Below are 14445 nucleotides of genomic sequence, written 5' to 3'. Positions count from 1 at the left end.
CGAATATAACTCTCTGCTATGGTCTACGGTTCAGGTATCCGTTTTGTTTCAAGAGATTGAATAATGGCAACTGCGACTTTTGATTTTCTGCTTTCAAATCAGGGTATACTTGCTGTGATTGGAGGTGACATAATGAAGAGAGTAGCATTTGCTGGCATCTTCTGTTCCCTGCTTCTCATTTTGGGAGCTTGCGGCACTACTGATGACAAACAGCCAAAGGTGGATAACAGCACTTCGACTAGCGGGACATCCGGCAGTGAGACGGCTGGCACTGCTAATGAAGGCACGGCTTCCAATAACGGCTCCAATGCCGCAGATCATGATGACATGGCCGCGAAATGGGAAAGCCTTGGATACCGGGAATTTGAGGTGGAAGTGACCTATCCCGACCGTTCGGAATATGAGGCGGAAATCGAAAGGAAACATGACGGCACGTTGAAGTCGAAGATCGAGGATTCGGTGAACAATCAGGAGTCTCACGGGCAGGATGCATTTGACGAGCTGTATCCCATGATTGAGAAGACCGGTATTACGCAGGATACACCGAAAGAGGACGCCATTTCCAAGACACTGGATGCGCTCGGACTGGATGCCGGCTATGAAAAATTTGAACTTGAAATCACATTTGCAGATGGAACTGAAATTGAATATGAGGATCGTAAATAAATGGGATCCGCCGAGCCTGCTGGAAGATAGGGCTTGGCGGATCTTTTGCCCGGAATGCGGCACGGGCAGCAGCGGGATTTGCTTGCCGCCTTTCGCAGCTGTTTTATCACCGTTCAGGGCCGAGTTATCACCGTTCAAGACTAGGTGATCACCGTTCAGTCTCAAAAACCCTCATCGGGGCCACTCCCCTTTCACCCTTTCTTGAACCGTTTTCCAGGATCGACGGCGACACCGACAATGATGAAGAGGGTCAAGCCGATTATGAGGATGAATCCTAATACGAACAGCCAGCGAATATCGAAGAAGGCACTCAGGGCCCACATTACCAGGGCTGCACAATAGCCGTACATGCCGGCGCCGACAAACTTGGTCAGCTTCTCCTCATCGTATTTCCTCTTTTCCTCTTCCGGTAATGTATTGTAGCCCGCAATCAGAAAGGCTCCTTTGCCACGTGACAGCACGATCGCGAAAATGAGGAACGGGACTGCGATAAGTAAATGGATGATTCCTTCTGTCATCATCCCCACCTCCTCCCTCCTATACGAAAGAAAGCCTTCAATAGTTCCTTCTCCTGAACAGGATTCCATGAATTGCATGTCGAATGGAATACATAGGACAAATCTAGCGGGGGTGCATCATATGTACAAAGCGTACTGCCGATCGTATCAATTCGCATACAGGACGGCCGCCCATTTTCTCCCTTGGCGTGAGCCTGAACTTTTGACGGGAGAAAACTGCGTGCTGAAACTCCCTTCCCTTTTACAAGATAAAGGACGCACACATGTGCTCATCATTACGGACAGCGGCGTTGCAGGACTCGGATTGATGGATAGCCTGCTCGCTGGACTGGATCAGCAGGGAATCCGGTACCGACTCTATGATAAGACAGTCCCCAATCCAACTATCGAAACGATCGAAGAGGCGCTGCAGGATTACAAATCAGCAGGCTGCGATACCCTATTGGCGTTCGGCGGCGGATCTCCGATTGATTGCGCAAAAGGAGTGGCCGCCCGCTTGGCAAGACCTGATAAGGCACTTTCTCAGATGAAAGGGCAACTGAAAGTGAGGAAGGCGATTCCAATGCTGATCGCCATCCCGACAACAGCCGGCACTGGCAGTGAAGCGACCATAGCGACTGTTGTTTCTAACCCTTCCGCCCATGAAAAATATGCAATCATCGACCCTGCCCTTACGCCTCATATCGCAGTGCTTGATCCAGTGCTGACCCGCGGGCTGCCACCGTCCATTACGGCTGCCACCGGAATGGATGCACTGACTCATGCGGTGGAAGCCTATATTGGGAAGAGCACGACAAAAGAGACAAGAGCGTGGAGCCTAGAGGCGGTTGCACTCATTTTTAAAAACTTGCCGGCAGCTTATGCGGATGGCAGCGACATGGCGGCCCGAACTAATATGCAGCATGCCGCCTACTTGGCGGGACGGGCGTTCACACGCTCATATGTCGGATATGTTCACGCTGTCGCTCATACTCTTGGCGGTTTCTATAATATGCCGCACGGACTCGCAAATGCTGTCATTTTGCCATATGTGCTCAAGCAATATGGAAGCTCGATTTATAAGCCGCTCGCTGAACTGGCGGATGCTGCGTCAATCGGCAGGCAGCAAGATTCGGATGAACAGCGGGCAATCGCTTTTATATCCGCCATAACAGACCTCAACAGGACAATCGGAATCCCCGAAACGCTTGCAGGAATCCAGAAATCCGATCTTCCGAAGCTTGTCGGGCGGGCCCATTCCGAAGCGAATCCCCTGTATCCTGTGCCGCAGGTCTGGAACAGAAAAGATATACGGCAAATCTTCGATCAGATATCACAGTAGCACCTGGACTGAATCATTGATGAACTTGCAATGATACGATACACTAGGGATAGTCTAAAATGGAGTCGATTTTCTATGAAAGTGGAACAATGCAAAGTGGAAGAAGCACTCGGCATTCTCGTCGGAAAGTGGAAGCCGGTCATTTTACTGCATTTGCTGAATGAAGGGAAGGCATTACGGTTCAGTGAATTGAAACGCCTGATGCCAGGCATTACGCAAAAGATGCTGACGAAGCAATTGCGGGAACTGGAAGAAGAAGGAATTGTGGACCGGTTTGTCTTTCCTGAAGTGCCGCCCCATGTAGAATATTCCATATCGGAATACGGCAGAAGCCTGAAGACCGTTCTGGATGCCATGCATCAGTGGGGGCAATCCCATGCAAAGCGGAAATCAGAAACAATATAAAAAGCCATCCTATACTTGGTTCTCCAAGTTCGGATGGCTTTTCTGCTGTTATCAGGATGTCATCTTCTCGTAAAACGCGATGAAGTTTTTCACAACAGAATCCAGGAAGTCGATCGTGCCTTGATCTGTCAGGTTCCCTTCTTCATCCATTTTTTGATGAACTGAACCGATGTACACTTCGTTATTCGGCAAGATCATCGGAGACAGCATCGGATTGGACAGGATCTCACGCAAGTGCATTTGTGCACGCACGCTTCCAAGCACGCCCATTGATGCGCCGATGATGAAAGATGGCTTGTCCTTGATCGCAAAGTCGCTGCGAGACAGCCAGTCCAGCGCATTCTTCAATACGCCGGGAATTGAAAAGTTATATTCAGGAACCGCAAATAGGATTGCATCGGCATCCCTTACGTCATCCATGAACACCTTCACCTCTGCGGATGGATTCTTCTCCTTCTCCACGGAAAACATATCCACTTTGTCAATGAAGACCGGAGTGATTTCGAGCTCCCCTGCATACTTTTTGCGAAGATTTTCAACCACTTTCAAGTTGTATGAAGTCGGACTCGTGCTTCCGATAATCGCTTTTACTTTGATTGCCATGATGAATCGGCTCCTTTGTTTACATACTCGGGTGATTATAGCATTCCGCACAATCCATCCCCTATACAATAACTATGAAGGAATACGGCCAAAAATGGAAGTACGCACTTCTAAGTGCCATAGTATCGGATTGTATACTATCATTCTTTCCCAGATCAATGCGGACTACCCGTTTACTTACCCGATCAAGAGAAGACTAAACAGGAACGGTTTCAATCCTTCATACTTTTTTTGGTCAGTTTTAAAGTGGCCACAATCATGAAACTTACAATGACAAGCAATAGCCAGGAACTAACCTTGCCTAGGTGGACCAAATGCCAGGTCTGCATTTGGTTCGGGTATTGCCAGGCTCCGAAAAAGGTTGCGATATTTTCAGCAACCCAGATGAAAAAGCCGATCAGGACAAAGGAAAGGGTAATCGGCATCCTGTACGTAACTCCACCCACTTTATAGGTGACCCATGATTTCCAGAAGACAATGAGCACGAGGCCCGCGAGCCACCACCTCACATCCAACCAATAATGGTGAGTGAAAAAGTTCAAATAGATGGCTGCTCCCAGCGGGACAACCGCCCAGACAGGAGGCCATCCTGCTAAATCCACATGCAGCCTGCGCCATGCTTGGCACAGATAGCTCGCCACACTAGCGTACATGAATCCACTGTACAGCGGCACGCCGAGGAGTTTGGAATATCCTTCTTCGGGATATGCCCAGGATCCCATATGGACTTTAAATATCTCGAGCGCCAGGCCGATCAGATGGAACAATGTGATAACCTTCAGCTCGTCACGCGTCTCAAGCCCCGACCGCACCATCCACCACTGCATTAGCAGAAAAATGAGCAGGAGCCAGTCGTAGCGGGGCAGAAGAGGAAGCGGCACGGCTTTCGTCAAAGCGAGCGAACCGAAAATGACGACCGGAAAGAGGCAGGACATCGCCTGCTGATATCCGAAACGGGACAGCTGGACAGCCCCTTTAGGCAGGCGTGTAGCAACAGGCACACCAAAGACAGCTATCCTTGGCAGCCTATTCATCTCCTTTGTCTCCTTCCGGCCGGTATTCAAGAAGATCGCCAGGCTGGCAATCGAGCGCTTTGCAAATCGCCTCCAGCGTCGTCAGCCGGATCGCTTTCGCTTTGCCATTCTTCAGGATGGACAGATTCGCCATTGTAATGCCAACCCGCTCGGACAGCTCAGTCACGCTCATCTTCCGTTTTGCAAGCATCACGTCTATATTGATAATAATCATCGCCCTCACCTCACACCGTCAAATCATTTTCTGATTTGATGTCGATTGCTTCTTGCAAAAGTCTTTGAAGAACCGCCGCAAATACAGCGACCACGGCAGAAGCGAACGCGATCACTAAACCGATGACAATCAGCCCCGGCGCATCGTCCTTCTCTGCAATCAAATACAGCAGTGGGAGGCCGGCGATATATAACAGGCAGATTGCGACTCCGCATAATTTGATATTTTTCAGTGCCGCTACGGACAGTTTGGAGAAGGCGCTGTTTTGATCGATCATCCTCAGCAGTCTATATGCCTGATACAGCGCGATGTAAAACGGTATGGCCGATGCATATAGATCAGCGTAGACAAGGTACTTCAAGTATGCATGGTCCGGGTATAATTCGGATGCATAATTCGCAAGCCCCGGAACAAAAAAGATACATAATGCCAAGATTGGCAGCCCCATCAGAACGAGTGCTGCTTTTAAAAAGAGAGTGGACCGCTGTTTCATGTTAAACACCTCACAAGAATGGTATGAGTAGAGTGTACATCAATATTTATCGTTTTACAATAAATAATATATACCTATCAATAAAAATATATTGCACATCATTTAAAAGCAGTAGATCATCCAGCCAAATAGACTGCAATCGAGAGGTGTCACTACAAATCCCATTATTTTCTAATCGGCCGATTCGCATTTCATTTCAAAACGGCAGGGTATTTCCAGAGAAACCCGACATGTCTTTATTGAAGAATGCACCAAAAAAACAGCGAGTGCGGCTTCAAGAGACCGCATTCGCTGTTCTTTCCGTACACTGCCTAACTACGAATACCATATATGGCCAACCACCCCTAAGATCAATAAATGGAATGATTGATCTGCCATGGTTATAAGCCAACCGTCCCGGCCCCCGGCAACTCCCATGACCCGGCGCGCCCACCAAGCGACAAAATTTCTGCGGTCCAGGATGACATGGCTGAGAAAGATGAGGAAAACTGCACCGGCTTCGACACGCCCGCTGCCAATGGAAAGTGAGATGGCGATACAAGCTGTATAGACCAGGCAATGGATGAGCAATGCCGGCCATTCTGACGCTTTGCAGAGCGCCATCCATCTTGTCTGGAACAGATAATCCCCTGCCAGATGCCCCAGCAGCATATACGCGAAAATACCCACTCTACACCCCTTTTCTATAAATCTTGCGAATCTTGCTAGTTTGTATGTATGTTATTTTGATTATACGTGATAAAATAGTTACAGGAAAAGCCTTTTGTATAGAATGCGAGGATTGAATGAGCTTTATGTCTTTCACCTATAAGCCTGGAGCAGCAGCAACCGGCAGTCAATCGGATCAGTTGTTAGCTACAATTTTTGAATACATGGCAAAAATGTCAACTGAAACTAATATGGAAAAAATGTTATTATTACTAGCCGATTTAGGAAAGAAAATTGTCAGAGCTGACCGTTGTACCGTCTGGCTCCATGATCCTTTCGATCGAACGATCTGGACGGTGGCGGGGCATGGTGTCGAGAGGATCGCAGTCCCTGATGATAGCGGGATTGTCGGCCTCAGTGTGCAGACGGGCGACACAGTCATTGTTCGAAATGCGTACGACGACCCGCGTTTCAATGATGCGGTCGACCGCAAGACAGGATACACAACCCGTTCACTGCTCTGCATTCCGTTCCGCAACAGTGAAGGGAATGTTATCGGGGCATTCCAGGCAATCAACAAACTGAACGATCAAGGACTCTTCGATGACGAGGATGAGAAGATCCTGAATTTCGCTTCGACTTATGCAGGAAAGTCATTGGAAGCCTTCATCTTGCACAATGAATTGATTGAGACCCAAAAAGAGATCATCACAATCATGGGTGAAATCGGCGAAAGCCGATCCCAGGAGACAGGCCATCACGTGAAACGGGTCGCGAGTTATTCCTATTTGCTGGCCCTGCTCGCAGGTGTCCCAGAAAACCAGGCACGGATGTTGCAGCATGCGTCCCCTATGCATGACATCGGCAAAGTCGCCATCCCTGACCGTATCCTTTTGAAGCCAGGAAAACTGACCGATGAGGAGTTCGAGGAGATGAAGACCCACACGTCAATCGGGCACGAGATCTTCCGGAAATCCCAGCGCTCCTTATTGAAGACAGCTGCTGTCATCGCACATGAGCATCATGAACGCTGGGATGGGAAAGGTTATCCAAGGGGACTTTCCGGGGCGGATATCCACTTGTTCGGCCGGATCACGGCGATTGCCGATGTCTTCGATGCTCTTGGCAGCGACCGTGTGTACAAAAAAGCTTGGCCGCTTGACGAAATCTTATTGTATCTGAAAGAGCAGCGCGGACGTCAATTCGATCCCGGATTAGTCGATCTGTTTCTTGAGAATACAGGACAATTTGTCGCCATCCGGGATAAGTATAAGGAAGGATAATTGGCTGTCGTGGATAAAACGCTCTACTTACAAGAAGAGAAATACTTCCCTATTCCTTTAAAGATGATTTGGGAGCTTGTTGCAGATACGAACAGGCTGAACCGTTCCATCGGCCTCTTTCCTGTCACCTTCTCCCCTTTCAAGGAGAATAGTGCGCATGTGAGCCGGAAGGCGGAAGGGAAAGCGTTCGGCCTCTTGCAGATCGAATGGGAAGAGCATGTATTTGAATGGGTGCGTGAATCGTATTATACAGTGGAACGCCTGTATCATAAGGGTCCAGTCGAGCGTGTCGTCTGGAAAGTGAGTGTCCGCGCGTGCGGTCCGGGAACGACTGTCAGATTGGACGGCGCCTTTACCTATCGTAATGCAATCGGCAAAATCGCGTTGCAGGCCGGCATCATCCCTCAATTGCGGAAGACATTCGAGTATGTCTCCGCCGGCTCAGCTGCAGGATTGCCGGAAGAGTCCCCTTCCAGTACTGCGCCGGCTGTGCAGGTTGATGAAGCGAAACTAAGCAGCGCGGAAACAAAGCTGCGCGGCCTGTACCCAGACCCGGAACTGATCAATCTCCTGATACAGACGATCAGGACCGCTCCCGACGAGGAAGCTGCGGGCATCCAGCCCTATGCCTGGGCCGCTCGGCATCATGCAGAGATGCATCAGGTGGTCGAGCTCTTCCTGCTTGCGAATGAAGCTGGGCTCCTCGATTATGAATGGAGCATGATGTGCCCGAATTGCCGCGTGCCGAAGGCAAAAGCGGCGAGCTTGCGGAACGTTGCAAAGTCTGTTCACTGCGATTTATGCGGCGTCAATTATGATACGGATTTCGATAACTATATCGAAATGACATTCTCCGTCCACCCAAGCATCCGCAAGGTGAATCATGAAGTCTATTGCATCAACGGGCCCGCCAATTCCCCGCATATCCTAGCCCAGTTCCGCCTGCCGCCTGGAGAGACGCTGAAAACCGGCTGGGTACCGCTTCCCGCTGACGTCCCGTTACGGCTGCGTGTACTCAAAAGGAACGACACTGCAGAGTTTCTTGAAGCGGCCGGTCATCCGTCCTCCTTCATCTGCTATGGCGAGTCTGGATTTACGCCGGCTTCCTTCTGCCAGGCGGACGAGCTGCAATTTCGCAACGAAACAAATGCGGAGATCGTGCTGGCGATCGAAAAGACGGAATGGGACGCTTTCGCGCTGACCGCCCGCGATGTCACTTCTCTGCAGTCATTCAGGACCCTGCTGCCAAAGGAAGTCTTATCACCTGGCATTGAAATCGGCGTCAATACACTGACGATCTTGTTTACAGACCTGAAAGGCTCCACACATCTTTATGAATCGATCGGTGACGCGCTTGCGTATGCGGACGTCAAAAAACACTTTGATTACTTGGAAGAGAAGATTGCGGCACATCATGGCGCCATCGTAAAAACAATCGGCGATTCGGTGATGGCCGCCTTCACTTCTGCAGAAGATGCTTTGGGCGCTGCACGCCGTATACAACAGGGGATCGGCGGGCTCAACGAGACTCTACAGCATCCGCTGTCCATCAAAATCGGCTTCCATACCGGCCCAGTCATCGCCGTCAACGCAAATGATGTCCTCGATTATTTCGGCCGCACTGTCAATATGGCTGCCCGGATCCAGCAGCAGAGTCTCGGAGGCGATATTGTGCTTGAAGAGTGCGTGTACCGGCAGCTTCAGGGCAGCATGGATGGTAACGATGCCGAAGAAGTGTTCACTGCCAAACTACAAGGGCTGGATAATGAAACGAATTTAATCCGGATACCCTGCATATAAACAGATTCAAGCAGAAAGGCCTCCGATTCGTCTGAGAATCCGGAGGCCTTTCTTCATTTAACAATTGTCACGGGGCAATGCACATGCTTCATCACTTTATGGCTGACACTGCCAAGGATCATCTCCTGGAGGGCGTTCAGGCCGCGGCTGCCCATAAAGAGCTGATCGATGCCCGAGTCGTTCACATGCCGGATGATCTCTTGGCTCGGATTCCCTTTCAGCTTAGTAGTTTCGACTGCTACGCCATTCGTTTTTGCCAGCTCCATCACCTGATGCACTTTATGTTCCCGCTTAGCATACAGGCTCTCTGGGCTCTCAGCGAGCAGCCGCTCATCCATCGCCTTATCGAAATCCGATACGTAAATCACTTCCAGCACAGCTGATGGCATATGTTTTGCTAGTTTGACTGCCTGTTCGGCTGCCCGAAAGGCATGTTCCGAACCATCGACCGCTACCGCAATCTTCATACGTGTTCCTCCCCTACAGTAACTTTTCGTATAATCGCCTGCTTGATGCATTTAATCCTCGGATGGTCACGCTTGCGCCTTTCTCTTCCAGCTTCTGCTTCACTTTGCCGATTGCGCCGACCGCCGATTCATCCCACAGCTGGCTGTCCTCGAAATCGATGATGATCTCTTTTTCAGCAGGCTGATCAAATGACTGGATGAATTTCGTTGTCGACGCAAAAAACAATGGGCCTTTCACTGTATAGACTCCATCCCTGCGAGTAACGTTGACCCGGGAGATTTTCGCAACAAAAAAGAGCGAGCTCAGCAGGACGCCGATGACGACACCGATGGCCAGATTATGTGTATAAAGGATGATCGCGACGGTGATCAGCATGACGAGCGACTCTGTCCTTGGCGCGTATTTCAAGAACTTGAACGACCCCCAGTTGAATGTCGTCATGCTCACCATGATCATGACACCTGCCAGGACGGGCATCGGAATCTTTGCAACGACATCTCCGAGCACGATGATCAGGAACATGAGGAAGATGCCCGCAGTCAGCGTCGAAAGCCTTCCCCGGCCGCCTGATTTAATATTGATCATCGACTGGCCGATCAGTGCGCACCCTGCCATGCCGCCAAAGAAGCCGTTGACCATATTCGCGATTCCTTGTCCGCGTGCTTCCCTGTTCTTATTGCTCGGCGTATCCGTCATATCATCCAGCACCTGGCTCGTCAGGAGTGATTCCAGCAGCCCGACGACGGATAAGGCAAGTGAGTATGGCAAGATGATTTTCAAGGTTTCCAGATTGAACGGGATATCCGGCAGGAAAAATACCGGCAATGTATCCGGCATGGAGCCAAGATCGCCGATCGACCGCAGCTTCACGCCGCTGATGAGCGCGATTGTCGTCATGACAATGATCGCGATCAGCGGCGCAGGGATCGCTTTGAAAAAACGCGGTACTGCATAGACGAGCACCAGCGTCGCGAGCGCAAAAACGACCGGCATGGCGCCTGCCCCCGTCACATAAGGCAGCTGGGTGATGAAGATCATGATGCCAAGTGCATTGACGAAACCGAGCATGACCGAATTCGGGATGAAGCGCATCAGGTTCGCAACGCCGCACGCACCGAGGATCAGTTGGATGATTCCCGTCAAGACAGTCGCTGCAAGCACGTACTGCAAACCGTGATCCGCCATCAGGCTGACGAGGACAAGCGCCATCGCACCGGTCGCAGCGGATATCAGCCCCGGCCGGCCGCCGACGAACGCTGTAATGACAGCGATCGTGAAAGAGGCATACAGCGCAACCCGCGGATCCACCCCCACGATGAAGGCGAATGCCAGCGCTTCCGGAATGAGCGCGAGGCCGACGACAATTCCTGCCAGGATATCAGCCCGGATATTGCCGAACCATTGTTGTTTCAATGTATGCATTTACCTGTGTCCCCTCTCAAGATGTATTGCGCATTTTTCATGCATACAGGTTGTTATGATTCCTCTTCATCCACTTTGATAAGTTCAGTCATAGAAGACTGGCGGATGCCCCTAAGGTCACTGCCCGCAGGATTTTGGAAGATCCGGAGCCCGAACTCGCCCGCAACGGCAAACAGATGATCGAAGATATCGGCCTGCACCGTCTCGTAGTACGCCCATTGCGTATTGTTCGCAAAGGCATAGATTTCAAGCGGCAGTCCCGTCTCCTCCGGCGCAAGCTGGCGTGCCATCATCGTCATATCCTTATGGATGCCGGGATGCACCTTGATGTATTCATTCATATACGCACGAAACACTCCGACATTCGTAAGTGCCCTGCCATTCACGGCATTCTCGCGATTGACCTTATTCTTACGGTTATATTCCTCTATTTCACGCTCTCTGATTGTCACATAATCTTTAATCAGTTCAATCTGTTTAAAGTGATCGATCATTTCCTGCGTGCAGAACGTGATGCTCGTCATATCGATGTACAAGGCCCGCTTGATGCGCCTGCCGCCCGACTCCTGCATCCCCCGCCAGTTTTTGAATGAATCCGAAATAAGGGCGTAGCTCGGAAGCATTGTGATCGTCGAATCGAAATTCCGCACCATGACCGTGTTCAGGGATATATCAATGACGTCGCCGTCTGCCCCGTATTTCGGCATCTCGATCCAGTCACCGACACGCACCATATCGTTCGCCGACAGCTGAATGCCCGCGACGAGTCCGAGAAGCGAATCACGGAACACGAGCATGAACACCGCTGACAGTGCTCCGATCCCGCTAAGCAGAATGAGCGGGCTTTTGCCCATCAAATTAGCGATCACAAGAATGATCCCAACGATGATAACTACAATCTTGGCGACTTGGATATAGCCTTTGATCGGCTTCGTCTTCGCCACTTCATATGTTTGATAAATATCGTTAAATGCGCTCAGCAGGCTATTGATTACGCCAAGCGTTACGATCATCATATAAGTGATTGATAACGTTTGTATGGCGGGTTTGTACGTCGGGAACGCCCCGGCGAAATAGTAAATGATGATCGCTGGTACAAAATGGGACAGTTTACGGAACACTTTCCGCTCAAACAGGATGTGTCCCCATTTGATTTTATGCTTTTGAATCACATGGGAGATGAACCGGATCACCACTTGTTTCGTGATGAAGTTCGCAAGTATGCAGAGTAGCGTGATGAGTGCAATCAGAATGACCGCTGCAAGCGTGTCAGCCATTACCACATCCACGCCGTAACCTAACAGCCGGTTACGTATAAAAGCCATTGTATCCCTCCGAAGATTAGATTCACGTGCCTGATAGACAGTGTATGTACGCATGCCATTATAACAGAAACAATGGTCCAAAACTTGGGCAATCCTTCATGTCTGAAAGTGATTAGTCAATGCTTCCATAGGGAACATGTAGAAACATAGACTTTACAAAAGGTGGGATTGCTATGTTCTTTAATAGTTGGGAAGCGATTGGCCGCACACTGGTGGTCGGCGTACTCGCCTATATCGGCCTGATCGCCATCTTGAAGATTTCCGGCAAGCGGACGCTCTCCAAAATGGATGCATTTGATTTAGTCGTCACCGTCGCCCTTGGTTCCACGTTGTCATCAATATTGATCAACCAGAATGTCAGCCTCTTGCAAGGGATCGCCGCATATCTTGTCCTCATTTTGCTCCAATATATTCTCGCTTTCCTTTCAGTCCGTTCGAATCGGATAAAAAATCTAGTCAAATCGGATCCTGAGCTTCTCTTTTATAACGGCGAATATTTGCGGGATATCATGAAGAAAAAAAGGATATCAGAAGACGAAATTATGCAATCGGCGCGCTCAAGCGGCGTCGGCTCATTAGATAATATTCACGCAGTCGTCCTTGAAACGGACGGCAGTTTTTCGGTTATCCAGAAGACGGACGGAACGCTGGAAGATTCCACTTTGCAGGATGTGGAGCATGTAAAGCGAATGAAGGCGAATATCTGATAAGGAACGAAAAAGCTTCCGCCCGATTCTTCGGGCGGAAGCTTTTTGATTATAAATAGGTCAAGGAAACTTTCAAGTTGGCATTCCGTTCGCGGATTGCGTCAAGCAGCACTTGGTCGCGTGTCTCTACTTTACCGCGGATGGAGAATGTATATTGGATCATCGTGCCAAGGTTCGTCGTTTCCACTTGGCGTAGCTGGTGGTAGTCAGTCATGTCGTTCAAGATGTCCTCAAACAGGTCTTCGTGGTTCAGATTCTCCGGCACCGTCACTTTCAAGATTTGCGTATCCTTCCCTTTTCCATAATCAAACTTGAACAGCAAGTAGAAGACGAGGCTTGCGAAGATGGTAAGCACGATGGCCAGACCGAATTGGAACAATCCCGCTGTCATGCCGACACATAACCCGAAAAAGATATAGGCGATGTCCTTCGCATTTGTTACAGCGCTTCGGAACCGGATGAGCGAGAAGATCGCGAACAGGCCGAACGCAACTCCTGCATTGTTGCTGACGACATTCATGACAACCGAAACGACGACACTCATCATGACGATCGTATGAACGAATGACTGGGAATAACGCTCCCCTGTAAATGTCGTCTTATACACCTTCGTGATGATCAAGCTCAAAATTGTGGCAAGTGCCATTGCGGCTACACTCATCCATATCGAGTGCCCTGCCGCTCCTGTATTAAATGAAAACAAGTTGCCGATCTGTTGCATCTTCCATTCCTCCTATAATTGTCGTTTCTTTTGTTGTTTTCGGAACCGCCAGCTCATTCAGCAGTTCTGTGCTCGTGCAAAACTTCGATGCGCTCCGCTGCTCACATTCCAGCCGCTGTAAAATACGCGCAAGCCAAAGCGGCACGCTATGCTCCACTTTCACTTCCAGGACGACGAGGTCCGGATCGATGAAATGGTCACCGTACGGGCCATGTTCGAGCCGCAGATCATCCTTCCGGCACATCAGATCAAAATCAAACGTCATCCGTAAATCTGCATTATCCACTCCATGCAGCGCATGACGGCGGTAGCTGACGACCATCTCAGGCTCCAGCTGGTAAAAGCTCCGGAAATAATCGATTTCCTTCAATACCTGGCTGTTTGTCGTCTCGAATTCGGTAAGATCCGCTTTCTCCGCATCCAGATACCTGTACGCCTCACCGAGCGGCATAAGCAGCCGCCGTTTATTGACGACTTTGTTATGCTTCTGCTTCACTTCGAAAAAGGCCGTGCTTGCTAACGTTGCGTCGTCATACACCCGAAGGCGCAGCTTTTGCCGGTACTTCAGCTTGTTCTTCGTCTCGTAGTAGATCGAATGCTCGGGGTTGTCGAAGTACAGGCTCGTCACCGTATACCTTCCGTCCGTCCCGTTCTTATCATTCCGCATCCTTGGACCAATCTCCTCAATCAGCTGTTCATACTGATTTCGTGTGATCAGGTACTTCTGTTCCTTCCGGCAGAAAATCTCGATTGCCATGGAACATTCCTCCTTTTGTTCTCCTCTAGTGATCTGGTAACTCTAGAATACCCCTCGCAA

17 protein-coding genes are annotated in these 14445 nt (G+C 49.9%); 6 read left to right on the top strand and 11 right to left on the bottom strand.

Going from position 1 to position 14445, the window contains the following annotated elements:
• Positions 1-132 precede the first annotated feature (132 nt).
• A complete protein-coding gene (locus ACZ5FK_RS13390) occupies positions 133-666 on the top strand; it encodes a YusW family protein (RefSeq protein WP_464805382.1) in 534 nt (177 codons plus the stop codon).
• A gap of 191 nt (positions 667-857) precedes the next feature.
• On the opposite strand, the gene ACZ5FK_RS13385 is transcribed toward ACZ5FK_RS13390, so the two are convergent.
• Positions 858-1184 (bottom strand): DUF3784 domain-containing protein, encoded by a 327-nt coding sequence (locus ACZ5FK_RS13385; protein WP_464805381.1) that lies wholly within the window; start codon positions 1182-1184, stop codon positions 858-860.
• Positions 1185-1305: 121 nt separating this feature from the next.
• On the opposite strand from ACZ5FK_RS13385, the gene ACZ5FK_RS13380 reads away from it, so the two are divergent.
• Positions 1306-2505 carry an iron-containing alcohol dehydrogenase gene (locus ACZ5FK_RS13380; RefSeq protein ID WP_464805380.1) on the top strand — a complete coding sequence of 400 codons (1200 nt, stop codon included), beginning with the start codon at positions 1306-1308 and terminating at the stop codon, positions 2503-2505.
• Between the two features lie 75 nt (positions 2506-2580).
• The gene (locus tag ACZ5FK_RS13375) at positions 2581-2910 is read left to right on the top strand and encodes a winged helix-turn-helix transcriptional regulator (protein WP_464805379.1); all 330 of its coding nucleotides are present in this window, start codon (positions 2581-2583) and stop codon (positions 2908-2910) included.
• 51 nt (positions 2911-2961) lie between these two features.
• On the opposite strand, the gene ACZ5FK_RS13370 is transcribed toward ACZ5FK_RS13375, so the two are convergent.
• The 5 genes from ACZ5FK_RS13370 to ACZ5FK_RS13350 form a co-directional block, all read right to left on the bottom strand.
• Positions 2962-3513 (bottom strand): NADPH-dependent FMN reductase, encoded by a 552-nt coding sequence (locus tag ACZ5FK_RS13370; protein WP_464805378.1) that lies wholly within the window; start codon positions 3511-3513, stop codon positions 2962-2964.
• A gap of 212 nt (positions 3514-3725) precedes the next feature.
• Positions 3726-4547 (bottom strand): DUF817 domain-containing protein, encoded by an 822-nt coding sequence (locus ACZ5FK_RS13365; protein ID WP_464805377.1) that lies wholly within the window; start codon positions 4545-4547, stop codon positions 3726-3728.
• Positions 4540-4761 carry a helix-turn-helix domain-containing protein gene (locus tag ACZ5FK_RS13360; protein WP_464805376.1) on the bottom strand — a complete coding sequence of 74 codons (222 nt, stop codon included), beginning with the start codon at positions 4759-4761 and terminating at the stop codon, positions 4540-4542. Before ACZ5FK_RS13360 ends, ACZ5FK_RS13365 begins: the two co-directional genes overlap by 8 nt.
• A gap of 10 nt (positions 4762-4771) precedes the next feature.
• Complete coding sequence (locus tag ACZ5FK_RS13355) at positions 4772-5254, bottom strand: DUF2975 domain-containing protein (RefSeq protein WP_464805375.1); 483 nt, start codon at positions 5252-5254, stop codon at positions 4772-4774.
• Positions 5255-5569: 315 nt separating this feature from the next.
• Positions 5570-5923: a DUF3307 domain-containing protein gene (locus ACZ5FK_RS13350; RefSeq protein WP_464805374.1), complete on the bottom strand. Its 354-nt coding sequence runs from the start codon at positions 5921-5923 to the stop codon at positions 5570-5572.
• Between the two features lie 230 nt (positions 5924-6153).
• Between ACZ5FK_RS13350 and ACZ5FK_RS13345 the strand changes: the two genes are divergently transcribed.
• Together ACZ5FK_RS13345 and ACZ5FK_RS13340 are read left to right on the top strand one after the other, a co-directional pair.
• Complete coding sequence (locus ACZ5FK_RS13345) at positions 6154-7185, top strand: HD domain-containing phosphohydrolase (RefSeq protein ID WP_464805373.1); 1032 nt, start codon at positions 6154-6156, stop codon at positions 7183-7185.
• Positions 7186-7194: 9 nt separating this feature from the next.
• Positions 7195-8985, top strand: coding sequence for a DUF5939 domain-containing protein (locus ACZ5FK_RS13340; protein WP_464807442.1), 1791 nt, complete (start codon positions 7195-7197; stop codon positions 8983-8985).
• A gap of 53 nt (positions 8986-9038) precedes the next feature.
• Here ACZ5FK_RS13340 and ACZ5FK_RS13335 read toward each other — a convergent pair whose 3' ends face one another.
• The 3 genes from ACZ5FK_RS13335 to ACZ5FK_RS13325 are packed head-to-tail and all read right to left on the bottom strand — an operon-like array spanning position 9039 to position 12200.
• Positions 9039-9452, bottom strand: coding sequence for a universal stress protein (locus ACZ5FK_RS13335; protein ID WP_464805372.1), 414 nt, complete (start codon positions 9450-9452; stop codon positions 9039-9041).
• Between the two features lie 13 nt (positions 9453-9465).
• Positions 9466-10875, bottom strand: coding sequence for a SulP family inorganic anion transporter (locus tag ACZ5FK_RS13330; RefSeq protein WP_464805371.1), 1410 nt, complete (start codon positions 10873-10875; stop codon positions 9466-9468).
• A 53-nt stretch (positions 10876-10928) separates the two neighbouring features.
• Positions 10929-12200, bottom strand: a complete 1272-nt coding sequence (locus ACZ5FK_RS13325) for a mechanosensitive ion channel family protein (protein ID WP_464805370.1) — start codon at positions 12198-12200, stop codon at positions 10929-10931.
• A gap of 173 nt (positions 12201-12373) precedes the next feature.
• Between ACZ5FK_RS13325 and ACZ5FK_RS13320 the strand changes: the two genes are divergently transcribed.
• Positions 12374-12907 (top strand): DUF421 domain-containing protein, encoded by a 534-nt coding sequence (locus ACZ5FK_RS13320; protein WP_464805369.1) that lies wholly within the window; start codon positions 12374-12376, stop codon positions 12905-12907.
• 49 nt (positions 12908-12956) lie between these two features.
• Here the strand turns inward: ACZ5FK_RS13320 and ACZ5FK_RS13315 are convergent, their stop codons facing one another.
• Together ACZ5FK_RS13315 and ACZ5FK_RS13310 are read right to left on the bottom strand one after the other, a co-directional pair.
• Positions 12957-13628 carry a DUF4956 domain-containing protein gene (locus ACZ5FK_RS13315; protein WP_464805368.1) on the bottom strand — a complete coding sequence of 224 codons (672 nt, stop codon included), beginning with the start codon at positions 13626-13628 and terminating at the stop codon, positions 12957-12959.
• Positions 13597-14385, bottom strand: coding sequence for a VTC domain-containing protein (locus ACZ5FK_RS13310; RefSeq protein ID WP_464805367.1), 789 nt, complete (start codon positions 14383-14385; stop codon positions 13597-13599). The genes ACZ5FK_RS13315 and ACZ5FK_RS13310 overlap by 32 nt, the downstream gene beginning before the upstream one ends.
• Between the last annotated feature and the right edge of the window lie 60 nt (positions 14386-14445).

Source organism: Sporosarcina sp. GTC18466, from assembly GCF_055389225.1.
The sequence above is the reverse complement of the archived record's forward strand: the minus strand, read 5'-3'. Positions and strand labels throughout refer to the sequence as shown.

Excerpts from the sequence above, each read along its gene's own strand:
- ACZ5FK_RS13365 (WP_464805377.1), bottom strand. The coding sequence starts at position 4,547 with ATGAATAGGCTGCCAAGGATAGCTGTCTTTGGTGTGCCTGTTGCTACA.
- ACZ5FK_RS13375 (WP_464805379.1), top strand. The coding sequence starts at position 2,581 with ATGAAAGTGGAACAATGCAAAGTGGAAGAAGCACTCGGCATTCTCGTC.
- ACZ5FK_RS13370 (WP_464805378.1), bottom strand. The coding sequence starts at position 3,513 with ATGGCAATCAAAGTAAAAGCGATTATCGGAAGCACGAGTCCGACTTCA.
- ACZ5FK_RS13385 (WP_464805381.1), bottom strand. The coding sequence starts at position 1,184 with ATGACAGAAGGAATCATCCATTTACTTATCGCAGTCCCGTTCCTCATT.
- ACZ5FK_RS13315 (WP_464805368.1), bottom strand. The coding sequence starts at position 13,628 with ATGCAACAGATCGGCAACTTGTTTTCATTTAATACAGGAGCGGCAGGG.
- ACZ5FK_RS13335 (WP_464805372.1), bottom strand. The coding sequence starts at position 9,452 with ATGAAGATTGCGGTAGCGGTCGATGGTTCGGAACATGCCTTTCGGGCA.
- ACZ5FK_RS13325 (WP_464805370.1), bottom strand. The coding sequence starts at position 12,200 with ATGGCTTTTATACGTAACCGGCTGTTAGGTTACGGCGTGGATGTGGTA.
- ACZ5FK_RS13355 (WP_464805375.1), bottom strand. The coding sequence starts at position 5,254 with ATGAAACAGCGGTCCACTCTCTTTTTAAAAGCAGCACTCGTTCTGATG.
- ACZ5FK_RS13330 (WP_464805371.1), bottom strand. The coding sequence starts at position 10,875 with ATGCATACATTGAAACAACAATGGTTCGGCAATATCCGGGCTGATATC.
- ACZ5FK_RS13360 (WP_464805376.1), bottom strand. The coding sequence starts at position 4,761 with ATGATTATTATCAATATAGACGTGATGCTTGCAAAACGGAAGATGAGC.
- ACZ5FK_RS13320 (WP_464805369.1), top strand. The coding sequence starts at position 12,374 with ATGTTCTTTAATAGTTGGGAAGCGATTGGCCGCACACTGGTGGTCGGC.
- ACZ5FK_RS13310 (WP_464805367.1), bottom strand. The coding sequence starts at position 14,385 with ATGGCAATCGAGATTTTCTGCCGGAAGGAACAGAAGTACCTGATCACA.
- ACZ5FK_RS13380 (WP_464805380.1), top strand. The coding sequence starts at position 1,306 with ATGTACAAAGCGTACTGCCGATCGTATCAATTCGCATACAGGACGGCC.
- ACZ5FK_RS13390 (WP_464805382.1), top strand. The coding sequence starts at position 133 with ATGAAGAGAGTAGCATTTGCTGGCATCTTCTGTTCCCTGCTTCTCATT.
- ACZ5FK_RS13345 (WP_464805373.1), top strand. The coding sequence starts at position 6,154 with ATGGAAAAAATGTTATTATTACTAGCCGATTTAGGAAAGAAAATTGTC.